This is a genomic window from Alcaligenes sp. GCM10023179 (assembly GCF_042653705.1).
In the GTDB taxonomy this organism is placed as follows: Bacteria; Pseudomonadota; Gammaproteobacteria; order Burkholderiales; family Burkholderiaceae_B; genus Alcaligenes; species Alcaligenes phenolicus.
In genome coordinates this window covers 853,246-876,611 of sequence record NZ_JBHSIQ010000001.1, presented here as the reverse complement: position 1 = coordinate 876,611, position 23,366 = coordinate 853,246, and the positions used below count along the sequence as shown (strand labels likewise).

19 protein-coding genes, 2 tRNA genes, 3 rRNA genes and 1 other RNA gene are annotated in these 23,366 nt (G+C 53.9%); 11 read left to right on the top strand and 14 right to left on the bottom strand.

The window, feature by feature from the left end:
• Positions 1 to 236 precede the first annotated feature (236 nt).
• From ACFPDR_RS03900 to ACFPDR_RS03890, 3 genes are all read left to right on the top strand, one after another.
• Entirely contained in the window at positions 237 to 515 is a 279-nt protein-coding gene (locus ACFPDR_RS03900; protein ID WP_009459783.1) for an SWIB/MDM2 domain-containing protein, read from the top strand.
• A 107-nt stretch (positions 516 to 622) separates the two neighbouring features.
• Positions 623 to 2,068, top strand: coding sequence for a cryptochrome/photolyase family protein (locus tag ACFPDR_RS03895; RefSeq protein WP_060186988.1), 1,446 nt, complete (start codon positions 623 to 625; stop codon positions 2,066 to 2,068).
• A gap of 18 nt (positions 2,069 to 2,086) precedes the next feature.
• A complete protein-coding gene (locus ACFPDR_RS03890) occupies positions 2,087 to 2,665 on the top strand; it encodes a hypothetical protein (protein WP_060186989.1) in 579 nt (192 codons plus the stop codon).
• Between the two features lie 191 nt (positions 2,666 to 2,856).
• Here ACFPDR_RS03890 and ACFPDR_RS03885 read toward each other — a convergent pair whose 3' ends face one another.
• Positions 2,857 to 3,222 (bottom strand): DUF4870 family protein, encoded by a 366-nt coding sequence (locus ACFPDR_RS03885; RefSeq protein WP_009459779.1) that lies wholly within the window; start codon positions 3,220 to 3,222, stop codon positions 2,857 to 2,859.
• 208 nt (positions 3,223 to 3,430) lie between these two features.
• Here ACFPDR_RS03885 and ACFPDR_RS03880 point away from each other — a divergent pair, with 208 nt between their 5' ends.
• Positions 3,431 to 3,751, top strand: a complete 321-nt coding sequence (locus ACFPDR_RS03880; protein WP_376910592.1) for a hypothetical protein — start codon at positions 3,431 to 3,433, stop codon at positions 3,749 to 3,751.
• A 120-nt stretch (positions 3,752 to 3,871) separates the two neighbouring features.
• On the opposite strand, the gene rrf is transcribed toward ACFPDR_RS03880, so the two are convergent.
• The 6 genes from rrf to ACFPDR_RS03850 all read right to left on the bottom strand — a co-directional run bounded on the left by rrf (position 3,872) and on the right by ACFPDR_RS03850 (position 10,765).
• Positions 3,872 to 3,984 (bottom strand): 5S ribosomal RNA (gene rrf, locus ACFPDR_RS03875).
• A gap of 181 nt (positions 3,985 to 4,165) precedes the next feature.
• Positions 4,166 to 7,048 (bottom strand): 23S ribosomal RNA (locus ACFPDR_RS03870).
• Positions 7,049 to 7,425: 377 nt separating this feature from the next.
• Positions 7,426 to 7,501: transfer RNA gene (locus ACFPDR_RS03865), tRNA-Ala, on the bottom strand.
• Positions 7,502 to 7,512: 11 nt separating this feature from the next.
• A tRNA-Ile gene (locus tag ACFPDR_RS03860) sits at positions 7,513 to 7,589 on the bottom strand.
• Positions 7,590 to 7,682: 93 nt separating this feature from the next.
• Positions 7,683 to 9,219: ribosomal RNA gene (locus tag ACFPDR_RS03855) — 16S ribosomal RNA — on the bottom strand.
• Together the 16S, 23S and 5S rRNA genes with 2 tRNA genes alongside form the textbook arrangement of a ribosomal RNA operon.
• 979 nt (positions 9,220 to 10,198) lie before the next feature.
• Complete coding sequence (locus ACFPDR_RS03850) at positions 10,199 to 10,765, bottom strand: hypothetical protein (RefSeq protein WP_376910590.1); 567 nt, start codon at positions 10,763 to 10,765, stop codon at positions 10,199 to 10,201.
• A 943-nt stretch (positions 10,766 to 11,708) separates the two neighbouring features.
• Between ACFPDR_RS03850 and ACFPDR_RS03845 the strand changes: the two genes are divergently transcribed.
• The 4 genes from ACFPDR_RS03845 (at position 11,709) to ACFPDR_RS03830 (ending at position 15,179) form a co-directional block, all read left to right on the top strand.
• Complete coding sequence (locus tag ACFPDR_RS03845) at positions 11,709 to 12,674, top strand: sulfurtransferase (RefSeq protein ID WP_009454928.1); 966 nt, start codon at positions 11,709 to 11,711, stop codon at positions 12,672 to 12,674.
• Positions 12,675 to 12,685: 11 nt separating this feature from the next.
• Positions 12,686 to 13,792: a YeeE/YedE family protein gene (locus ACFPDR_RS03840; protein WP_376910589.1), complete on the top strand. Its 1,107-nt coding sequence runs from the start codon at positions 12,686 to 12,688 to the stop codon at positions 13,790 to 13,792.
• Between the two features lie 11 nt (positions 13,793 to 13,803).
• Complete coding sequence (locus ACFPDR_RS03835) at positions 13,804 to 13,968, top strand: hypothetical protein (RefSeq protein ID WP_009454924.1); 165 nt, start codon at positions 13,804 to 13,806, stop codon at positions 13,966 to 13,968.
• A gap of 230 nt (positions 13,969 to 14,198) precedes the next feature.
• Complete coding sequence (locus ACFPDR_RS03830) at positions 14,199 to 15,179, top strand: hypothetical protein (RefSeq protein ID WP_376910587.1); 981 nt, start codon at positions 14,199 to 14,201, stop codon at positions 15,177 to 15,179.
• Here the strand turns inward: ACFPDR_RS03830 and msrA are convergent.
• The gene (gene msrA, locus ACFPDR_RS03825; RefSeq protein ID WP_035273291.1) at positions 15,176 to 15,706 is read right to left on the bottom strand and encodes a peptide-methionine (S)-S-oxide reductase MsrA; all 531 of its coding nucleotides are present in this window, start codon (positions 15,704 to 15,706) and stop codon (positions 15,176 to 15,178) included. The genes ACFPDR_RS03830 and msrA overlap by 4 nt on opposite strands.
• On the bottom strand, positions 15,703 to 16,071 hold the full coding sequence (locus ACFPDR_RS03820) for a c-type cytochrome (protein WP_035275678.1): 369 nt from the start codon (positions 16,069 to 16,071) through the stop codon (positions 15,703 to 15,705). Before ACFPDR_RS03820 ends, msrA begins: the two co-directional genes overlap by 4 nt.
• 84 nt (positions 16,072 to 16,155) lie before the next feature.
• On the opposite strand from ACFPDR_RS03820, the gene lgt reads away from it, so the two are divergent.
• Positions 16,156 to 16,953: a prolipoprotein diacylglyceryl transferase gene (lgt, locus tag ACFPDR_RS03815; protein WP_026485505.1), complete on the top strand. Its 798-nt coding sequence runs from the start codon at positions 16,156 to 16,158 to the stop codon at positions 16,951 to 16,953.
• Between the two features lie 54 nt (positions 16,954 to 17,007).
• Here the strand turns inward: lgt and ssrS are convergent.
• From ssrS to ACFPDR_RS03800, 3 genes are all read right to left on the bottom strand, one after another.
• A non-coding RNA gene (gene ssrS / locus ACFPDR_RS03810) (6S RNA) lies at positions 17,008 to 17,191 on the bottom strand.
• 53 nt (positions 17,192 to 17,244) lie between these two features.
• The gene (locus tag ACFPDR_RS03805; protein ID WP_009454914.1) at positions 17,245 to 17,556 is read right to left on the bottom strand and encodes a cell division protein ZapA; all 312 of its coding nucleotides are present in this window, start codon (positions 17,554 to 17,556) and stop codon (positions 17,245 to 17,247) included.
• Between the two features lie 3 nt (positions 17,557 to 17,559).
• A complete protein-coding gene (locus tag ACFPDR_RS03800) occupies positions 17,560 to 17,964 on the bottom strand; it encodes a hypothetical protein (RefSeq protein WP_035273300.1) in 405 nt (134 codons plus the stop codon).
• A 340-nt stretch (positions 17,965 to 18,304) separates the two neighbouring features.
• On the opposite strand from ACFPDR_RS03800, the gene ACFPDR_RS03795 reads away from it, so the two are divergent.
• Together ACFPDR_RS03795 and ACFPDR_RS03790 are read left to right on the top strand one after the other, a co-directional pair.
• A complete protein-coding gene (locus ACFPDR_RS03795; RefSeq protein ID WP_009454910.1) occupies positions 18,305 to 18,763 on the top strand; it encodes a tripartite tricarboxylate transporter TctB family protein in 459 nt (152 codons plus the stop codon).
• A 17-nt stretch (positions 18,764 to 18,780) separates the two neighbouring features.
• Positions 18,781 to 20,286, top strand: coding sequence for a tripartite tricarboxylate transporter permease (locus ACFPDR_RS03790; RefSeq protein WP_022983204.1), 1,506 nt, complete (start codon positions 18,781 to 18,783; stop codon positions 20,284 to 20,286).
• A 190-nt stretch (positions 20,287 to 20,476) separates the two neighbouring features.
• On the opposite strand, the gene ACFPDR_RS03785 is transcribed toward ACFPDR_RS03790, so the two are convergent.
• Positions 20,477 to 21,511, bottom strand: a complete 1,035-nt coding sequence (locus ACFPDR_RS03785; RefSeq protein WP_115634344.1) for an NAD(P)/FAD-dependent oxidoreductase — start codon at positions 21,509 to 21,511, stop codon at positions 20,477 to 20,479.
• A 158-nt stretch (positions 21,512 to 21,669) separates the two neighbouring features.
• Complete coding sequence (locus tag ACFPDR_RS03780) at positions 21,670 to 23,355, bottom strand: ABC transporter permease (protein WP_022983205.1); 1,686 nt, start codon at positions 23,353 to 23,355, stop codon at positions 21,670 to 21,672.
• Positions 23,356 to 23,366: the final 11 nt, after the last annotated feature.

Here is a 23,366-nt window from a genome sequence, read left to right as displayed (position 1 = left end):
GAATCCATCATTATGCTACAGCTACCTGTGCTGCGCATGATTGGCACAGGAATCCCGAACCCAAATCCATAGTGCGTTGCAGCAGCCTGTAAACACTGGAAAATCTGCTTACAGACCCGCAAAGCTCTTGCTCACAAAGGACTTGGACGTATCGGGAGTATCACGGTATGCTGACAGACAAGTCGTGCCCTAGCGCATAACCCGCCCCTTCAACTCGTTTCTCAGGAGTTCCGTTCATGGCCAGCACTGAAAAAAAGCCTGCTACCCGCAAACCCAATGCAGCCTTCATGAAACCACTCACTCCTAGCCCAACACTGGCTGCGGTGATTGGCTCTGGCGCGCTGCCGCGTACTGAAGTTACGAAGAAAATCTGGGAATACATCAAGAAACACGATCTCCAGGATCCCAAGAACCGTCGCAACATCAATGCCGACGCCAAGCTGCGCCCCTTGTTCGGCAAGGACCAGGTCTCCATGTTTGAACTGACCAAGCTGGTCAGCGCTCACCTGAAATAAGCACGGGGTGCCCAGGCACCTCTGGCAATATCGGGCCGCGCCGCTGAGCTTTCAGCCGCGGCCCTTTTTTCATTTGGCGGCATCAAGTCCGCTGCTTTCTCGTCTTCATGTCGATTTCATTCTCTACCCCACCCGCTCAACCCCCACGCGCCTTGTGCTGGCTACGCCGTGATCTACGTTTGCACGATCATGCTGCCTTGCACCATGCCTTGAAAAGTGGTTTGCCTGTAGCCTGTGTGTTTGTCTTTGACAGCACCATCCTGCAATCCTTACCCGCCAATGATGTCCGACTGGCTTTTATCTACGACAGCCTGCTACAGGTTCAGGAGCAGCTGCGTCAAAATGGCAGTGATCTGATCACGGTTTATGGGGACCCTGTACAGAAAATTCCAGAATTGGCGATCAGCCTAAATGCAAAAACCGTCTATACAAACGAGGACTACGAGCCTGCGGCCATCACGCGGGATCGGGCTGTCAGCCATGCTCTATCCTCACAAGGCATGGAACTGCAGCTATTCAAGGACCAGGTGATCTTTGCGCAGGATGAAATCCTGACCCAACAGAAGCAGCCCTACACGGTTTTTACGCCCTACAAGCGCAATTGGCTGGCGCGTATCCAATCTGAACATGTGCAAGCATACGACTGCTCGCAAGGCCAATGGGCCGCGCTGCCCGAGCAAGCCTTGCCTGGCTTGGAGCAATTGGGCTTTCAAGACGAGTCTCGCGCAAAACTGCTGAACCCCGCCGGTTGGCAAGGCGCCCAAACCTTGCTGGAAGAATTCGAACCCAGAATCCACGCTTACCAGGAGCGCCGAGACTTTCCAGCCAAACGAGGGGTGTCCTATCTGGCCCCCCATCTACGCTTTGGAACCCTCTCTATCCGCCAGGCGGTATCTTTAGCTTGGCCCAGCGACTCCGAGGGCGCAGCAACATGGCTGAGCGAATTGATCTGGCGAGAGTTCTATCAGCAGTTCCTGTGGCACCACCCTGAAACGGCCTCAGAGAGCTTCAAGCCCGCCTACAAGGATCTGCCCTTCCCTAATCGCGAAGACTGGTTCCAGGCCTGGAAAGAAGGCCAGACCGGCTACCCGATTGTGGATGCCGCCATGCGTCAATTGAACCAGTCAGGCTATATGCACAACCGGCTACGCATGATCAGCGCGTCCTTTCTGGTGAAAGACTTGCTGATAGACTGGCGTTGGGGTGAGCAATATTTTGCTCAGAAGCTGCTTGATTACGATATGGCTTCCAATGTGGGAGGCTGGCAATGGGCCGCTTCTACCGGATGTGATGCGCAGCCTTACTTTCGCATCTTTAATCCCATCACCCAATCGCGTAAATTTGATCCAGAGGGGCAATTCATACGACGCTATGTCCCTGAGCTGGCGTCCCTGGACAAGCAGGCCGTGCATGCCCCCTGGCAGGCCAAACAGCTTCCTATCGAATTCAGGCCGGGACAGGATTACCCGGCCCCCATCGTGGATCACGACACACAACGGCATCTTGCTTTGGCGCTATTCAAGCAAGCAGGAGAGCAAGAGCAAACGGATTGAAATACCTTAAGGATATTTATGTCAGACAGCTCCCGACCACCACCTCCAGCCAGTACCCCGGTATTACTGCAAAACCTGCAAACCGCTCATCCTCAAGCACAAGTGGCTATCCTTGATTTCGGTTCCGATCACGCCGAAATAAGCATGGCTCATAAAGGTGTCCCTGTTCATACCGAGCACTTCCCGGAACTTAGTGGGGTCCAGCTCTTGGCAAGCTGTTTCGCAGACTCCAGCTCGCGCGCAGCGCAGTTGGAACATGCTATCGAGGTCGTGGAAGACGCGATCATGCCAGCCAGCCTGGATCTGCGTCAGTTCATGGTGTTTGCCGCTGGGGAGTTTGCTGAAGAGCTTGGCGTCTGGCTCACAGAAGCTCAAGGCAGCGAGCAGCACACTCTTAATCGGGACATGATTGACGACCTGTTCACCCTGTATGCAGCAGCCAGCCAAGGAGCGGTCAGCCTGAAAATGATCAACGCGGGCTCTTTGGAAAATATCCATCAGCTGGTCAATAATCAAAACCTGGGTATTTACCTCTTGCTGCTGCGTGAGTGCCTGCATCATATGCATGTCGAACAGATCCACCTGCTGGCACCTTAAAGTCTTCCTCAACAGGGATAAGCGAAACGCACCGACCAAGGGCCTGAACCGGGGTGCATAGCCAAGCAGATGCTGGCCAAATCTGAGCAAGCCCAAGCAAAGCAACATCAAATAAAAAAAGGTGCTCATCTGAGCACCTTTTAAATATTTCTTTCTGGGCTACGCCAGAACACTACTGAAATGGGATCGCGTTAGTAGTCGTGGCCCAGAGCCTGACCACCTGCCAAAGCCAACCAGCCTTTAATCAGACGGTGGATGATCCATACCATGGCTACCAGAGCGGTTACCCAACCAATAAAGATGGTCGTCAGCAAAGCGCTCAACACCACCCACAACAGTCCCCACCAGAAAGTCTTGATGACCCAATCCAGATGGCTGGCATAAATAGTGCCCGATGCATCACCGCGTTTGACGTAAGCCAGAATCACAGCTGCTACAGCTGCAGCACCGAAGATACCTGCACTGATCATAGCCAAAGAAAACAAGCCATAGCAGATGTGCGTAATCTTGCGCAGCGACAAGCCTGGTTCAAGCTCGGGGCTAATGGGCTGATTCATTCGGTTCTCCTGAAACAAGCATTAACAATAACTATACCGAACTATTTTACCCATACTTTGAGCATTAACCGTATGACAGTGGCAGAGCTACCACCATCAAGGTAGAAGAAGCGGCGTATGAAACGCCGCTTCTATGATCCAGTCACGTTCTATGCAGTTACCGAAGAAACAAACGCTATGCGGGCCACTCATAGAACAGGCACCGCGCATGCCGATTAGCGTCACTACCCAGGGCAATCAGCAGCATAAAAAAAAAGCAGCAGCAGCAGAAGAAGAAGAAGAAGAAGAAGAAGAAGAAGAAGAAGAAGAAGAGGTGGTCTGTCGCCGCGTCTCAACAACAAACAGTCAGCACAGCAAGAGTAGAACGACCGACCAGCCTACAGGTAAGCAGCGACGGATTGAACGTCAATTTTCTTGTGCAGGGGCAAGATGCCAGAACCGACCTACTAGGCTTAGGCCAATCGGCGTCGGTAAGAGCAAGGAATACATACAGCCCGGAACGGGCCAGGAGGGGGGGCGGTGCGCCTGAACCGAGCGGTCCAGGGTCAGGCCTTCGAGCAATCCGAGACAGGCCGGTAGCCTGCGCTTTTGTCGCCGCCTAAAACAAAACCCCCGCAAGGGATGCTTGCGGGGGTTTTGAGGAATAAGAGCTTGACGATGACCTACTTTCACAGACGTCCGTCCACTATCATCGGCGCAAAGGCGTTTCACAGTCCTGTTCGGGATGGGAAGGTGTGGGACCACCTTGCTATGGTCGTCAAGCGTAACTGGTTGCCGAGTCGTCTTTTTAAGGGACGCCCCAGCCAATTGGAAGAAGCACACCGCTAGCGATCAGTACGGATCAGCTAGCAGCGGTTACGAAGGTGTCAAGCGCGGGTTGCGCTGCACTTCAATATTACGTTCTGTGGTCAACAACTTAACTCACTACAACCTCAAGGGTTATAGGATCAAGCCACACGGGCAATTAGTACTGGTTAGCTACATGCATTACTGCACTTCCACACCCAGCCTATCAACGTCCTGGTCTCGGACGACCCTACAGGGGGGTCAAGCCCCCGGGATACCTAATCTTCAGACGAGTTTCCCGCTTAGATGCCTTCAGCGGTTATCTCTTCCGTACGTAGCTACTCGGCAATGCCATTGGCATGACAACCGATACACCAGTGGTACGTCCACTCCGGTCCTCTCGTACTAGGAGCAGGCTCCGTCAAGTATCCAACGCCCACGGCAGATAGGGACCAAACTGTCTCACGACGTTTTAAACCCAGCTCACGTACCTCTTTAAATGGCGAACAGCCATACCCTTGGGACCGGCTACAGCCCCAGGATGAGATGAGCCGACATCGAGGTGCCAAACACCGCCGTCGATATGAACTCTTGGGCGGTATCAGCCTGTTATCCCCAGAGTACCTTTTATCCGTTGAGCGATGGCCCTTCCATACAGAACCACCGGATCACTATGTCCTACTTTCGTACCTGTTCGACTTGTCAGTCTCACAGTCAAGCACGCTTATGCCATTGCACTATCAAGACGATTTCCGACCGTCTCTAGCGTACCTTCGAACTCCTCCGTTACACTTTAGGAGGAGACCGCCCCAGTCAAACTGCCCACCATGCACGGTCCCCGATCCCGATTAGGGACCTAGGTTAGAACCGCAAACAGACCAGGGTGGTATTTCAAGGATGACTCCACGCGATCTGGCGACCACGCTTCAACGTCTCCCACCTATCCTACACAGGCCGGTTCACAATCCAATGCAAAGCTACAGTAAAGGTTCATGGGGTCTTTCCGTCTAGCCGCGGGGAGATTGCATCATCACAACCATGTCAACTTCGCTGAGTCTCAGGAGGAGACAGTGTGGCCATCGTTACGCCATTCGTGCAGGTCGGAACTTACCCGACAAGGAATTTCGCTACCTTAGGACCGTTATAGTTACGGCCGCCGTTTACCGGGGCTTCGATCAAGAGCTTGCACCCCATCACTTAACCTTCCGGCACCGGGCAGGCGTCACACCCTATACGTCCACTTTCGTGTTTGCAGAGTGCTGTGTTTTTAGTAAACAGTCGCAGCCACCGATTCACTGCGGCCTCTTCATGCTTTGTGCGCAGGCACATCACACTAATGAGGCATACCTTCTCCCGAAGTTACGGTATTAATTTGCCGAGTTCCTTCTCCTGAGTTCTCTCAAGCGCCTTGGAATATTCATCCCGTCCACCTGTGTCGGTTTGCGGTACGGTCTCGTAGAGCTGAAGCTTAGAGGCTTTTCTTGGAACTGCTTCCAGTTAGTTTAGAGCCGAAGCTCTATCCAGTCACACCCTTGAATTACGCACCCGGATTTGCCTAAGTGCCTTCTATGATGCGCCAACGGGGACATCCAACACCCCGATAACATTCTGCAATCCGTCCCCCCATCGCACTCTACGACGGTGCGGGAATATTAACCCGCTTCCCATCAGCTACGCATCTCTGCCTCGCCTTAGGGGCCGACTCACCCTGCGCCGATGAACGTTGCGCAGGAAACCTTGGACTTACGGCGAGGGGGCTTTTCACCCCCTTTATCGCTACTCATGTCAGCATTCTCACTTCCGATACCTCCAGCATTCCTCACGGAACACCTTCACAGGCTTACGGAACGCTCTCCTACCATGTGTACAAAGTACACATCCGCAGCTTCGGTCTATGGCTTAGCCCCGTTACATCTTCCGCGCAGGACGACTCGATCAGTGAGCTATTACGCTTTCTTTAAAGGATGGCTGCTTCTAAGCCAACCTCCTGACTGTCTATGCCTTCCCACTTCGTTTCCCACTTAGCCATAGTTAGGGACCTTAGCTGGCGGTCTGGGTTGTTTCCCTCTTGAGTCCGGACGTTAGCACCCGGTGCTCTGTCTCCCGTACTGTACTTGCCGGTATTCGGAGTTTGCCATGGGTTGGTAAGTCGCTGTGACCCCCTAGCCATAACAGTGCTCTACCCCCGGCAGTAATATACGAGGCACTACCTAAATAGTTTTCGGAGAGAACCAGCTATCTCCAGGCTTGTTTAGCCTTTCACTCCGATCCACAGCTCATCCCCTAATTTTTCAACATTAGTGGGTTCGGTCCTCCAGCACGTGTTACCGTGCCTTCAACCTGGCCATGGATAGATCGCCTGGTTTCGGGTCTACACCCAGCGACTGAATCGCCCTATTCGGACTCGCTTTCGCTACGCCTCCCCTATTCGGTTAAGCTTGCCACTGAATGTAAGTCGCTGACCCATTATACAAAAGGTACGCAGTCACACCACGAAGGTGCTCCTACTGTTTGTATGCATACGATTTCAGGATCTATTTCACTCCCCTTCCGGGGTTCTTTTCGCCTTTCCCTCACGGTACTGGTTCACTATCGGTCGATCACGAGTATTTAGCCTTGGAGGATGGTCCCCCCATATTCAGACAGGATTTCACGTGTCCCGCCCTACTTGTTCGATGCTTAGTTCCACGTACTGAATTTCGCCTACAGGGCTATCACCTGCTACGGCTGGACTTTCCATTCCATTCGACTATTCACTACGCTAAAACATCCAGGCTGGTCCGGTTTCGCTCGCCACTACTTCCGGAATCTCGGTTGATTTCTTTTCCTCGAGTTACTGAGATGGTTCAGTTCACTCGGTTCGCCTCCACATGCCTATGTATTCAGCATGGGATACCGTATTACTACGGTGGGTTTCCCCATTCGGACATCTACGGATCAAAGCTTGTTTGCCAGCTCCCCGTAGCTTTTCGCAGGCTACCGCGTCCTTCATCGCCTGTGATCGCCAAGGCATCCATCATATGCACTTATTCGCTTGATCCTATAACGCTTGATGCTGTTATAGGAATATGAGTATACGTTGTTGCCGTTCATCAATCCTTAGCTGTTATCCAATCCGAAGACTGAACAACGTCTATATTTTTGAGAACTTTCGTTGAACATAATTTGTTCTGTTGCAATCACAACCCGTGTATTGTCATCACAAGGCGAAATTCGCTTTGCGTTTATTAGACAACACACCTTCGTTGTGCTTCTTCCTAATTGTTAAAGAGCAATTCGTGGGTTGCATAACCCAACGAGCAGTATTCTTGAAAAAGAACACTCTTCGTTGAATCTAGCGCCAGGTCAACCGCTGCTGTCCTGTGCCCTATACTCTGTCATGAACCTTGCTGTATCGACAACCAACCACAAAAGCGGTGGTGGAGGATGACGGGATCGAACCGACGACCCCCTGCTTGCAAAGCAGGTGCTCTCCCAGCTGAGCTAATCCCCCGAGGTAATCGTTGGTGGGTCAAGTTGGAATCGAACCAACGACCCCCGCCTTATCAAGACGGTGCTCTAACCGACTGAGCTACTGACCCATCTATCACCAGTGGGCGATACCTTCAATGGTCATGACATTAACTAACAGCCAATAAGTGTGGACGCTTTCGCTTTGCGAGCCATTCGCTCTAAAAGGAGGTGATCCAGCCGCACCTTCCGATACGGCTACCTTGTTACGACTTCACCCCAGTCATGAATCCCACCGTGGTAAGCGCCCTCCTTGCGGTTAGGCTACCTACTTCTGGTGAAACCCACTCCCATGGTGTGACGGGCGGTGTGTACAAGACCCGGGAACGTATTCACCGCGACATTCTGATCCGCGATTACTAGCGATTCCGACTTCACGCAGTCGAGTTGCAGACTGCGATCCGGACTACGATCGGGTTTCTGAGATTGGCTCCCCCTCGCGGGTTGGCGACCCTCTGTCCCGACCATTGTATGACGTGTGAAGCCCTACCCATAAGGGCCATGAGGACTTGACGTCATCCCCACCTTCCTCCGGTTTGTCACCGGCAGTCTCATTAGAGTGCTCTTGCGTAGCAACTAATGACAAGGGTTGCGCTCGTTGCGGGACTTAACCCAACATCTCACGACACGAGCTGACGACAGCCATGCAGCACCTGTGTTCCGGTTCTCTTGCGAGCACGGCCAAATCTCTTCGGCTTTCCAGACATGTCAAGGGTAGGTAAGGTTTTTCGCGTTGCATCGAATTAATCCACATCATCCACCGCTTGTGCGGGTCCCCGTCAATTCCTTTGAGTTTTAATCTTGCGACCGTACTCCCCAGGCGGTCAACTTCACGCGTTAGCTGCGCTACTAAGGCCTAACGGCCCCAACAGCTAGTTGACATCGTTTAGGGCGTGGACTACCAGGGTATCTAATCCTGTTTGCTCCCCACGCTTTCGTGTCTGAGCGTCAGTATTATCCCAGGGGGCTGCCTTCGCCATCGGTATTCCTCCACATATCTACGCATTTCACTGCTACACGTGGAATTCTACCCCCCTCTGACATACTCTAGCTCGGCAGTTAAAAATGCAGTTCCAAGGTTGAGCCCTGGGATTTCACATCTTTCTTTCCGAACCGCCTACACACGCTTTACGCCCAGTAATTCCGATTAACGCTTGCACCCTACGTATTACCGCGGCTGCTGGCACGTAGTTAGCCGGTGCTTATTCTGCAGATACCGTCAGCAGTATCCCGTATTAGGGGATACCTTTTCTTCTCTGCCAAAAGTACTTTACAACCCGAAGGCCTTCATCATACACGCGGGATGGCTGGATCAGGGTTTCCCCCATTGTCCAAAATTCCCCACTGCTGCCTCCCGTAGGAGTCTGGGCCGTGTCTCAGTCCCAGTGTGGCTGGTCGTCCTCTCAAACCAGCTACGGATCGTTGCCTTGGTGAGCCTTTACCCCACCAACTAGCTAATCCGATATCGGCCGCTCCAATAGTGAGAGGTCTTGCGATCCCCCCCTTTCCCCCGTAGGGCGTATGCGGTATTAGCCACTCTTTCGAGTAGTTATCCCCCGCTACTGGGCACGTTCCGATATATTACTCACCCGTCCGCCACTCGCCGCCAAGAGAGCAAGCTCTCTCGCGCTGCCGTTCGACTTGCATGTGTAAAGCATCCCGCTAGCGTTCAATCTGAGCCAGGATCAAACTCTTCAGTTTAATCTCTGTGGTTGTCCCGTCTTGCGACGAGACCGATTGTGTCTCAAAGAAAAATTCAGAGTTACACAAGGTAATTCTTCATCTTTCGTTTGTGAGCACTTGATACAAACTTGTGGCGATCCCCGAAGGGTTCGACTCGCTCATTCCAAGCGCCCACACTTATCGGCTGTTAATTGTTAAAGAGCAGTGACAGTTGCCTGTCGTTCTACTGACTAACCCGGCTGACTCGTCGCGCCTAGCGCTTCGTGCCTTGCTGTGTTAGCAGCAGAGAAACGAGATTATGAAGCAGATCAGGTAGTGTGTCAAGCGTTTTTTTTGAAGAAGTTAGAAAGTTTTAAAACCGTCTAACCTATCCCGCTTCAACCAGAACTTTCGTTCTTTCCTACCTGCTGAACAATCAACCGTGAGGCTAACCATCCAACTTCACAAACAAGGGTAAATTTTCAAAACCGTTTTAACCTGCAAAACCGCTTAAAAACTTAACGTTGCGTTCTCTGGAGCAGAACCTAGAACTTTAACACAGAATTTTCTGATTTGTCAAGCTCCGGGTTTTACACCCTGTCAGTTTCCTGACCAGTCATTCAAGCTTCGGTGCGGGCCTCTTGGCCAAGGCGGTGAAACTTGTCTAACTGCTCTCTGTAGCGCTTCAGGGAAAACCCTGTGCGTGCTGCAGCGAGAAAAGAACTATAGCACGAGGATTTTCCGCTTTGCAAGCGTTTCATGGGGTTTTTCTTGGTATTTGAGAAGCAGAAACCCTTCAAAAACACTTAGACCATTGATAACAATAAGGAATAACTATAAAAATAATTTTTAGCTTAACTTCAGTTTTTTTCCCCTGGTAGCGGCCATCCCATCCTCAACCGCATCTTCCAGACCAAACCGCTGTTTTTCTCGTGAAAATTGGCTAGATATTCTCCAGTCGCCTAATAGCCCCTTCTCTATATATAGAGACAGCGAAACTCATCACCCACACCAGTCATCAGCCCTTGTGCTTGCTTGCTTGCTTGCTTGCTTGCTTGCTTGCTTGCTTGCTTGCTTGCTTGCTTGCTTGCTTGCTTGCTTGCTTGCTTGCTTGCTTGCTTGCTTGCTTGCTTGCTTGCTTGCTTGCTTGCTTGCTTGCTTGCTTGCTTGCTTGCTTGCTTGCTTGCTTGCTTGCTTGCTTGCTTGCTTGCTTGCTTGCTTGCTTGCTTGCTTGCTTGCTTGCTTGCTTGCTTGCTTGCTTGCTTGCTTGCTTGCTTGCTTGCTTGCTTGCTTGCTTGCTTGCTTGCTTGCTTGCTTGCTTGCTTGCTTGCTTGCTTGCTTGCTTGCTTGCTTGCTTGCTTGCTTGCTTGCTTGCTTGCTTGCTTGCTTGCTTGCTTGCTTGCTTGCTTGCTTGCTTGCTTGCTTGCTTGCTTGCTTGCTTGCTTGCTTGCTTGCTTGCTTGCTTGCTTGCTTGCTTGCTTGCTTGCTTGCTTGCTTGCTTGCTTGCTTGCTTGCTTGCTTGCTTGCTTGCTTGCTTGCTTGCTTGCTGGATGGATGGATGGATGGATGGATGGATAACGGACAAAAGAACGACCACACGAACAATGCATCGGCCCTATGCCTCCAATCAACAGTGTCTCTATATAGATGCCGAGTTGAATGGCCTCCAAGATCGAGCATTATGCAGGGCTGCTAGCTGCTCGGGGCCCCGGGACCGGGTGTTGGGGCGAGTCAGAGTACTTGCCGCAGTCGCAGTCATGATCGGGGATGCAAGCAGTCTGCTGTTTGAGCCCAAAGTTTGTGATTGGTCCGGGGGACCAATCACTGGGCGAGTTCAGACTGCGCCCCGATTGTGACTCCGACAAGGGGACCGGCGCATTGCGCCGGCAAGTAGTCCGCCCCAACACCCGGTCCCGGGGCCTCGAGTGGCGACCTACGTAGAGCGGTTGAAACAATGAGCGCCCCTCTCTATATAGAAGGGCCATTCATCGTTGCGACTCAACCCTCTATATATAGTTGGGTGGTGAGCCTCCCCAAGAAGTAATCCAATCCCCCCCCCTCTATCCTCACTGACCTTCAATAGCCCTTTGGTTCTCAGTCTCATTGCTTAGGTCTTTGAGTCTCCGAGTCTCTAAGTCTCTAAGTCTCTAAGTCTCTAAGTCTCTAAGTCTCTAAGTCTCTAAGTCTGCACCCATGAGAACACCAATCATCTCAACACATCCTCTCTAGTAGAAAAAACCCAGCTTTCTCTCACCGATAGAACGTCCTCTACACCGACACGCTCTCTCTATATGGAGGACAAAGACACACCTGCAGAAAGCAACTACAGAGACACAAGCTCACCCAAGGCAGGGCTACAAACACAGCTCCCCCTCCTATCTACTCTATATATAGAGATCCTCCCCTCCTTACGCCCCCAAGCAATAAGCTAATCCCCAATTCATTGTTATTTTCTGTAGCCACGTTCATTACCATTCCTTATGCACTTAATCCTCTAAGCAGGCCTCTGCTTACTCAAGAGAGTAATAATGATCAAACCAATCCTCATCTCCTTGGCATTTGCATTCAGCGCGGTCCTGGCACCGACTGCCTCCGCAGAGCCAAGCACACCCGACACGGCAGCCAAACCAGCCGCCTTGATCTCGGCTGGCGACCTGGCCACCAAGCTGGATCAAAACAATCTGCGCATTCTGGATATCCGCACAGACAAAGAATATGCAGCAGGCCATGTACCAGGTGCCGTCCACACTCCATATGGAGCCTACCGCGGCCCGGCCGAAAACGCCGGTGCTCTGCGCTCCGAAGCCGAGCTGTCTGCCCTGTTCAGCAAAGCCGGCATTTCCAAGGACAGCTACGTTGTCGTCACCTACGCGGGCGCGAACCCCACAGACTTCGGCGCAGCAGCACGCGTGTACTGGACACTGAAAGCTGGCGGCCTGACCCAGCTATCCATTCTGGACGGCGGCCTGCAAGCTTGGGAAGCCGAAGGCAAAGCCCTGAGCAAAGACACCCCCACTGTCACCCCCACCGAATTCAGCTACCACTACAACAAAGACATGGTGGTCAGCACACAAGAAGTGGCTGACTACATCAAGAACGGTCAAGCCCCCGTCTTGCTGGACGCTCGCCCAACCGAATTCTTCAAAGGCGAAAAGCGCGTTGACGCCGCCGCCCGCTACGGCACCCTGCCCGGCGCACGCGAGCTGGACTTCAACAGCTTTTTCCGTAGCGACAAACCTGTCCTGAAAGACACCGGAGAACTCGTCAAGATCGTCAAAGAACAAGGCCTGGACGACAAACCCACCGTTTCGTTCTGCAATACCGGGCACTGGGCTGCCACGAACTGGTTTGTCCTGTCCGAACTGGCCGGCAACCCCAACGTGAAGCTCTACCCCGAGTCCGTCGTGGAATGGAGCCGCAGCAACTTGCCTATGGATAACCAGCCCTCCCGTTTCGAAGTTCTGAAACTCGATGCCAAACGCGCCATTAACTAAAGAAATCGATCATGCTTTATCTGACTAGACTGGGCTTTATCCTGGCCAGCCTGGCCCTGATTGTTGGGGTCGCTCTGGTAGGTGGACTGCGCCAAGGCCTGCTCGCCCTGCTGGGGATTGGCTTTGGTGCCGTACTGCAAGGAGCCCGTTTCGGTTTCACGACCGGATGGCGTAACTATATCGAGCGCCGTGACCCTCAAGGTATCTGGGCACAAATGCTCCTGCTGGTATTGGCCGCCGCCTTCACCCTACCCTTGATCGCCGATAGCGGTGGTGAGCTGGTTGGCGCGATTGCTCCATTGACCATCAGCCTGGTATTGGGCGCCTTTCTGTTTGGCGCTGCCATGCAACTGGCCGATGGCTGCGGTTCCGGCACTCTCTATAAAGCAGGCGCAGGCGCACCGATTTCCTTTGCGGTTCTGCCTACCTTTGCTATCGGTAGCTTTCTAGGTGCATCGCACCAGCCCGGCTGGATTGCGCTGGGTGGCCTACCCGCTATCGACCTGACTGTGTCCTTGGGCTGGCCCACTGCCTTGTTGATTACCGTACTAGGCTGCGCCGCCGTATCCTGGTTCGTCGGCCGAGGTGCACGTCGCCATCGGAAAGAGCAAAACAGCCCACCTGCCAAATGGGAAATGCGCTGGTGGATGGGCGCTTTGCTGCTGGCCGTGCTGTATGCCATTCACATGATCGTCGCAGGCCAACCCTGGGGCATCGTCTATGGTATTGGCTTGTGGGGCGCAAAAGTACTCTCGGCTCTGGGCTGGTCCCCGGTTGGCGACGCGTTCTGGGGCGTGGCTCCACATGCACAACGTCTGGCTCAACCCGTCCTGGCTGATGTTACTTCGGTCACCAACTTTGGTTTGATTTTGGGCGCCATGGCAGCCTCACGCTGGAATCATCCTGCCAATTTCAAATCCCCCAATGCCCGCACTTTGTGGGTAGGCGCAATTGCGGGCCTGGTGATGGGCTACAGTGCCCGTATGGCCTTCGGATGTAATGTGGGCGCATTCCTGGGAGGCATCGCCTCGGCCAGCATCCATGGCTGGGTCTGGTTTGCACTGGCCTTTGCCGGGTCCATCATAGGCGTGCGCATTCGTCGCCGCGTTAATCCTTGAGTCGTGCAAGCATGAGCAAAACTACTTTCCGCCTTATTACCAGTACCTTCTGGCTGGTCGTTGTCTTGCTAGTTGTCATGGACAGCCTGCAAGACTATCCCTACCGCCCCGAGCCCGCCCCCATTGCCTGGGGTAGTGGACAAGCCGCTAGCGGCGGCCACTGCTCGGGTCGATAAGCCGGGGCCTACCCGGCCTGTAACACCCCTGATGGGAGAAAACCTGGCAGCCTTACTTGGCTGCATCGGGTTTCACCATCAGGGGTTTTCTTTTGGGTGAAGGAAAGCGCATCGGCTTGTAGTGACAAACCGACAGCCTGCATTGCCCGCCCCCACACAAGCGCCAGAGCACGACAAAGCAAGCACAGAGCCGTGCTAGCATCAATCAGATTTCCCAACCCTCTGTTGTCATGCTGACCTTCCTTCGCACCACCTTTAGCCGCAGCCTGCGCATGTTTTATACCGTTGCGCGCATCATGCTCCCCATCATGATTGCGGTGCGTATTGCTGCGCAGTTGGGTCTGATCGAGCAAGTCGGTAAACTGATAGGCCCGATCATGGCACTGGTTGGCCTGCCTGCCGAAGCCGGTATTGTCTGGGCAACCACTGCTCTGGCCGGTATTTACGCTGGCATAGGATCAATGGCGGCCTTGGGCGACAGCTTGAGTTTCAACGTGGCTCAAATCAGCGTCTTGGGCACCATGATGCTGTTTGCACACAATATGCCCATGGAACAGGCCATTGTGCGCCGGGCCGGAGCCAGCTTCTGGTTTACCGCCACGCTGCGGATTGTCTGCGCCCTGTTTTACGGTGGCTTGCTGGCCTGGGGTTTGAATAGCGCCGGGCTGTTACAGGAACCCGTGTCCCTTGCCTGGCTTTATGGGCAATCCAATGCCACACAAGGCGGTTGGCAAGGCTGGGTAGACTGGTTGTGGGGAACGGCCAGCTCGCTATTCATGACTTGGCTGATTATTCTTGGCCTGCTCCTGATCCTGTCAGTCCTGGAGAAAATCGGCTTCACCCGATTGCTGACTCGACTCCTGCTTCCCTTGCTCCGCTTTTCAGGCTTGGAAGAACGAGTCGCCCCCACCACCACGATTGGCGTATTGCTGGGCTTGAGCTACGGCGGTGCCTTGATTATTGATGAGTCCCGCCAGCAGAACTACAGTCCCAGAACACGCTTGCTGGCCTTGTCCTGGCTGTCATTGAGCCACTCCCTGATTGAAGACACCATTCTTATTCTGGCTCTGGGTGCCAACATCTGGGTGGCCCTGGTCGGCCGACTTGTTCTGACCTTGTTGATTATTGGCCTGATGGCCCGTCTGACATTACCAGGTAGCGCCCTGTACAGACGCTACCTTGCTTCTGCCTCGCACCCTCAGGATGCTTAGCTTTTGACCAGCAGATCCTGAAAACGCTGGTAGAACTTCTTGAGCTTGGGCGCAATGACCATCTGGCAATAGGCTTGCTCGGGGTGCAATGCAAAATAATCGTGGTGATAATCCTCGGCCTCCCAGAAAGTGGAACTGTCGAGCACATGGGTCACGATCGGTGCATCAAACTGCGATTTGATTTCTTCGATGACTTCAAAGGCCTGGCGGCGCTGTTCTTCATTTTGACAAAAAATTGCCGACGCATACTGTGGTCCCTGGTCAGCGCCCTGACGATCCGGCGTGGTAGGGTCATGGGTCAGGAAAAATACCTCCAGCAAATCCCGATAGGAAATGACGGAAGGGTCGAATTCCACTTTGACCACTTCAATATGGCCGGTCTGCTTTCCGCAAACCTGCTCATAGGTGGGATGCTCTACATGGCCGCCACAATATCCGGGCACCACAGACTGCACACCTTGCAAGGCTTTGAAAATCCCTTCAGTGCACCAAAAACATCCGCCACCTAATATGGCTGTTTCCTTCATGAATTCTCCTTTGTTGACGAATTGGCTAGACTCAGCAACCAGGCTGCAATAGCTTGTGCTTGCTCGGCGCTGATCCGGTTTTGAGCGGGCATGGGAATAGCTCCCCAGTTCCCCCGACTACCCTGTTGAATTTGTCGCTGCAAATACGCCTGAGTTTCCTGCGCCGGACCTGACGCGTAGCGTTGGGCGATCTCCCGAAAAGGGGGCCCGACCCGTTTACGATCAATTTGATGACAGGACAAGCACTGCGCCTGCACGATATCCATCAGCGCTACCGTATCAGCCTTTGCCACCGGATTAAAGATCATCAATCCACAAAAAACTACTAATGGTAAACGTCTGGCCCAAGAGACTGAATGCAGCATGATCCTTCCCTTACAATTTACCCAGCCCTGGTCTGGGCTCGCAGTCACGCTATTATCTGATATTCATCTCTGTAATGGGCACGCATGTTAATTCACCCGCAGTTTGATCCCGTCGCCATACAACTTGGACCCCTTGCCATTCATTGGTATGGCTTGATGTATTTAGTGGGCTTTGGCCTGGTTTGGCTGGCTGGCACAGCGCGTATCCGTGCGGGCTATGACTTGCTGACCCGCAAGGACCTGGAAGACCTGATCTTTTACTGCGTCCTGGGCGTGGTGGCAGGTGGGCGTCTGGGCTACACCCTGTTCTATCAACCCTCTTACTACTTGTCGCACCCGCTGGAGATTCTGTATGTCTGGCAAGGTGGCATGTCCTTTCATGGTGGTCTGATCGGTGTGCTGGTGACAATTGCGCTGTTTGCTCGAAACCGTCAACGGCGTTTTCTGGAAGTCAGCGATTTTCTGGCTCCCCTGATTCCCTTGGGGCTGGCCGTGGGCCGCCTGGGTAATTTCATTAACGGCGAACTATGGGGTCGCCCCAGTGATGTGCCCTGGGCCATGGTATTTCCGCAAGTGGATGCAACCCCCCGCCATCCTTCGCAGTTGTATGAGATGGCCCTGGAGGGCATTGCCCTGTTTATCTTGCTGTGGTGGTTCACGCGTCGTCCACGCGCCGTCGGTCAGACCAGTGCCCTGTTCCTGATCGGCTACGGTTTCTTCCGCTTCATGGTGGAATACACCCGCGAGCCCGACGGCTACCTGGGTCTGCTCAGCGCAGGCTTGTCGATGGGGCAGTGGTTGTCCTTGCCCATGATTGTCGCTGGCCTGGCTCTGTTTGCGTATGCCAGCAAACGAGACGTTGCGCCTGGCAGTCAGAAATAAACAAAACAGCAGAAAAGAAAAAAGCCCGTCCAGATCTGGACGGGCTTTTTTTGTAGGTGCCCCACCATTGCCGTCAAGACCGGCATCCTGGAACCGAGGGTCCAAGATCGGCTGTCATCAAGCCAGCTTCGGGTTCGTCGACGAGGACGATCGCTCCTACTGGCTAATCCAACAACCTGTATGCCAAAAGCATTGGTTCAAGGAATGTATGGTCGTGTCACGAACACGGCAGGGACTTACTGGGATGAAGCGGCCCGCGAGGGACAACAAGGGACTGCTTTCAAATTTGGTTTAGCGCGCGGTACCCGAAGGTTCGATGACCTCGTCAATCATTGCGTGCATGTCTTCAATTTTACGCTTGAAATCGCCAAAAGCAACATTAGCCAGAGGACCATCAGGTGCTTTAGCGGATAAAAACTCGCTGGCGATCTGAATGGCGGCCATGACGGCGATACGTTCGTTGCCAGAGACACGGCCCGAACCCTTGATAGACTGCATGCGCTGGTCTACCAGTTTGACAGCTTCCAGCAAGCGCGCTTTTTCGGAAGGAGGGCATGCCAGAGAGTAATCGCGGCCCAACAGGGAAATATCGACTCGTTCCATGACTTACTCCTGTACGGCACCGGGTAAACGCATCAGGATCGAACCGATCTGGTCGCGAGCCTGTCCTGCTACATCACGCAACACACCCATACCCGCGCGTGCGCTGTCCAACTCGCGACGCAAGGCAACTACCTGGGCCTGTTCCTGTTCAAGCAGCTTTTTCAGTTCTGCCTGATCAGCCTGCGCTTGTTGCTGCACCACATCCAGTTGACGCTGATGCGAAGCAACACCGGTGGACAGGGACTCGAACTCATCTTGTTGACGACGATTTTGCTGGCGCAAGGCGTCCAGCTCGGCATCCTGAGTTTTCAGACGAGCTAATAATTGAGCGCGTTCAGCGTTGAGCTGACGAGATTGCTCTACCAGTTGACCGATACGGTCAGCGAGAAAGTCGAGATCTTGCAACATGGGCCTTATCGTAAACCATTGCTAGCGTTACTGGGTAGAGGAATTTCATACTAATGATAACCTTTCACCCATCTTTCCATTACCTTTCAAACTTCTTTCAAAGCCTGCCATCCACCTACGAACACGCTCCCAAAAAACCCTAAATTTCCGGAATTACCGGGAAAACCCTTAAAAACTAGGGTCATCTCAGGGTTTCCAGTCTTCAAGTGCTCCATTACCATGCGTCACCTCTGTTCAATGCAGTCGGCACACGCAGAGTATGGAGCCCGCTCCACTATAAAGAAGCTGACACAGGAAAAAGGAAAACCAATGCGCAAGGCAGACAAGGAGAATCCACCTTATGCAAATTAAAAATAAACAGGACTTCTGGTCCGGGGTCATGTTCGTGGTCGTGGGCGCCGCTTTCGCGCTCGGGGCCACCAGCTACTCGATGGGAACAGCCGCCCGCATGGGGCCCGGCTACTTCCCCTTCTGGCTTGGTGTATGCCTGAGCTTGTTAGGGGCGGTTGTCACTTTGGGCTCGATGTCTGCCAAAGCAGAAAGCACCGAGGTAGAGAAGTTTAACTGGAAAGTGCTCTTCGTTATCATCGGCGCGGTCGTGCTTTGCGGTCTGACACTGAACTCGCTGGGTGTTTACATCTCCATTTTCCTGCTTGTACTGATCAGCAGCTTTGCCAGCCATGAATTTAGCTGGCCTGTTGCACTGGGCGCAGCCGTCTTTTTGGTGCTGTTCGTCTGGTTGGCATTCATCAAGGGCCTGGGGCTGGTGTTCCCCCTGTGGCCAAGTTTTCTGGCCTGATTAGGGGGTGAACGAATATGGAATTATTTGACAACCTGATGCTGGGTTTCTCGGTGGCGATCACGCCCGAGAACCTGGCCTACGCTTTGCTCGGTTGCATACTGGGCACCTTGATTGGCGTGTTGCCAGGCATTGGCCCTGTACCAACCATTGCCATGCTGCTGCCCATTACGTATGTACTGCCGCCCGTAGCCGGTCTGATCATGCTGGCCGGTATTTACTATGGCGCCCAATATGGTGGGTCTACAACCGCCATTCTGGTTGCCCTGCCGGGGGAAACCTCAGCCGTGGTCACCGTGCTGGACGGACACCAGATGGCCCGTAATGGCCGGGCCGGTGCTGCCCTGGCGATTGCTGCTCTGGGTTCTTTCTTTGCCGGTTGTGTGGCCACCGTGCTGCTGGCCGCTTTTGCTCCGCCCTTGGCTGAAGTCGCCTTCAAGTTTGGACCTGCGGAGTATTTCTCATTAATGGTCTTGGGCCTGGTCGGTGCTGTGGTGCTGGCTTCCGGCTCCCTGCCCAAAGCTATCTGCATGATCTTGCTGGGTCTGCTGCTGGGTATGGTCGGTACCGACGTGAACTCCGGTGTTGCCCGTTACGACTTTGGTATTCCAGAACTGCAAGACGGTATCGACTTCGCCGTGGTGGCCATGGGTGTGTTTGGTTTCTCCGAAATCATGAACAACCTGGAGCTGGGCGATCAACGCGTGGAGATCACTGGCAAGGTCGGCTCGCTGTACCCCAACAAGCAAGAGTTCAAGGAGTCCTGGCCTGCTGTCGTGCGTGGTACCGCCATGGGTTCTTGCCTGGGTATCTTGCCCGGTGGCGGCGCGGTGCTGTCCTCCTTTGCGTCTTACACACTGGAGAAGAAAATCTCCAAGAACCCGGAACGCTTTGGTAAAGGTCACCCTGCTGGTCTGGCCGGTCCCGAGTCTGCCAACAACGCTGCCGCTCAAACCTCCTTCATCCCGCTGCTGACCCTGGGTATCCCCGGTAACGCTGTGACCGCGCTGATGATTGGTGCCATGACCATCCACAACATTCAGCCTGGTCCACAAGTGATGACCAGCCACCCTGAACTGTTCTGGGGTCTGATCGCCTCCATGTGGATTGGTAACCTGATGCTGGTCATCCTGAACCTGCCATTGGTAGGCCTGTGGGTGAAACTGCTTAAAGTGCCCTACCGCCTGCTGTTCCCCGCCATTCTGGTGTTCTGCACGGTGGGTGTGTACTCGCTGAACTACAACGTGTTTGACATTCTGGTCACCGCCGCCTTCGGTTTGGTGGGCTACGTCTGGTCCAAGCTGCGTTGTGAAGGTGCTCCGCTGTTGCTGGGTCTGGTCCTGGGACCAATGATGGAGGAAAACTTCCGTCGTGCCCTGCTACTGTCCCGCGGTGATTACACCACCTTTGTGACACGTCCTCTGTCCCTGTCGCTGCTGGTCCTGGCTGCCTTCCTGGTTGTGGTTGTGGCCCTGCCTTCGGTGAAAAAGAAACGCGAAGAGACCTTCGTCGAAGAGGACTAAGACACCGTCCGTTCTCTGGTTTGAACGCTCCCGCTGAAAGGGAGCATTCAAACCGGCGCAGTCAACAAGAAGGCCTGATTTCGTCTCTCCACGAAATCAGGCCTTTTTCTTTGTCAGCTGATTTCGCTGCCTGCTTTCAAGACAGCCAAATCTTTGAAAGAGCGCACAGCCCTACGTCAGGAAACAAGCCTCAGGCAGCCAGAACTGCCTGCGTACATAAGCTTCCCAACAGGGGAGCCAGAATGACACCGGGGTGAGCCACGACGGCGAACAAACCATCTACAGTCCCAATAGGCCCACACAATGGCTGCTTGTTACTAGTCATGGGGCGCTGCCCGACCTCTATCGACAAGATGCGCGGGACAAAAGGTAGTTGCAGCAACTGGGCAATGGACTGACAGGTTTGCTCGGCCAGACGCTGCAAACCTGTCTCGCCTTCCAAAGGATAATCCAACGCCGACATCAACCCTCTTTCTTTGCCCGGTCGCAACTCCAGATCCTGAGCACAGAGTAAATGCCGGACCCGATTTCTATCAGCATCCAGGCGCAGTAACACGGCGGGCTGTTGCTCTATAGGCAACGCTACCCCTGCACTGGCTGCCAAAGCCAAGGCACCATAAGCATTGGCCAGCACCACCTTGTTGGCCTCGATGACTTGCCCTTGCACTTCTATACCGTTCACTCGCCCTCCTGCCGACAACACACGCTGTACCGTACCGGACAAAACCGTGGCGCCATTCGCTTGCGCCGCTTGAATAAAACAACGTGCCAGATCTACTGGCTCCAAGGCGAAATCATCGGGCGCCCACATTGCCAAATCCGGTACGGCTGCCAACGACGGTTCTTTCTGACGCACTTGCGCGGCTGACAGGCTTTCAACCCTGGAACCGGCTGCCAGATGCTCGGCAATCAAGGCGGCTGTCTCGTCCTTCGTTTCCCCCCAGGACAAGGCTCCACGCACGGTCACAGGCAATGCCCCCAAGCTCTGCTTCAGACGCGTGTACTCTTCCAGAGCGTGTAGACGCAAGGCAAAGGCGTCAGTGTCATCAGAAGGTGTACTGGCGCTGGCTCCTACCCATCCAAACGAGGCAGCGGTTGCACTAGGCACACTACCCGAACCCTGATCGATCAAAGTGACTGCGGCACCCGCTTGAGTCAGATGCCAGGCGACCGACGCCCCCATCACACCACCACCGACGACCAGCACTTTGCATTTATGCGTCATAGCTTTCTACTAATGAGTAAACAAAAAACAGCCAGCCCCTTGTGCGCATGAACAAGCGAACAACCAGCCAGCCAGCCAACAAGATACGGTCTGCTCTCAGCAAAAACAACAAGGGCCTGAATCCCTTGCGGAATTCAGGCCCTTGAGATCAGTCCAACTTACATCGTGCCTTGGCGGCGCTTGTAAAAGTTACCGATATACATGGCCAGCAGCACCAGCACGGTAGAGATCAGAATCATGATGATCCCCAGCGCCGAGAGCTTGCCCCACAAACCATCTTCGGCATAACCCAGCACCTGTACCGCCAGCACTTCCGTACCGGGACGGGACAGCACCACCGACACCGTCAGCTCACGAATGAACATGGTTGCCATCAAGATCCAGGCCGACACCACACCAGGAATCAGCAAAGGAATAATGATGCGGCGCATGGTGGTCCAGGAACTGGCCCCGGCAACGGCCGAGGACTCCTCCAGGTGGGCATGGACCTGCACAAAAGCGGCCGACAAGGGTCGGATACCGTAAGGCAGATAAGCGGCGATATAGGCCAACAGCAAGGCGGTCAGCGTGGCATACAAAGGCGTTTGCACAAAGAACCACATAAAGCCGATCCCGATCACAATCCCCGGGAAGGAAAAGGACAGGAAGCTCAAGGTATCCAGCAGCGCCGCCGCCCGCGTTCGTAACTTGACCACCACATAGGCCACAAACAGCGATAGCAATACACCCAGACTGGCTCCGACCACAGCCAGGAACAAACTGTTCTTCATGGCCACTTTGGAGATCGGATCTTGAATGACATCAATCCAGTTCGCCCAGCTCATCAAGGAGAAGGCGCGAGCACTAGGCACCATGGAATACGGAATCATGGAGGTGTACAGCAGCACGGCCACAGGCAGCACCACCATCAGCAAGCTGATAATGCCCACAATGATGAACAAGGGGATTTTCGCGCGACGCAATTCCAGCTGAGTGGGTTTGAAACCACGGCTGGAGATCGTCACATACTTGCTGCTTTCTTTCGTCATGTAGCGATACAGAACGATCAGGGCAATGGAGGCCGACAGCACACTCATGCCCAGCGCCGCCGCTTTTCCGTAATCCGGAGCGAAGCCGGTAGAGATCATCTCGAACAAATAAGTGGCCAGCACATCCACACGACCTGGGGTACCCAGAACACGTGGCACGGCGTAGGAAGCCAAGGCCCGCACAATCGCCAGAATGAAAGCCGCCATGATGGCTGGACGCAGAATCGGCAGGGTAACCCGCGTCAAGGTACGCCACAGACCGCCCCCGAATACACGGGAGGACTCCTCCATGGAAACGTCAAAAGAGGCCATGGCAGGCGCAATGATCAGGTAGGCCACAGGCATGTTCAACAAGCCTTCAACCAGAATCATGCCCCACAGGGAATAGATGTTCAGCGGTGCTTCCTGCAGGCCCAATGTATCCTGCAAGAACATATTGATCAGGCCGTTGGACGGGTTCAGCAGCAAGGCCCAGCTAACCGAGAACAGCAAGTGCGGAATCATCATGGGAACGATGGACAGCACCGTGAACACCCCTTTCATGGGCATGTTCGTACGCGTATTCAGGTAGGCCAGGAAAACAGCCAGCGCAGTAGAGAACAGGGAAGAGCCCAGCACGAAAACCACCGTATTGAAGGTGACTTCCAGCAAGAAAGGATCGGTGTAGGCGGCTACGTATTTAGCCGTGGTAAAGGAGCCAAAAGCCGTCAGGCCCTGCGAGAAGCTGCCCAGCAGCAACATCAGGACCGGGCACAGCGTCAGAAAGCCGACGATCAGAATAAGCGACCAGCTAAGTGGTCTGCGTGTGTGATTCATGATGCCCCGCC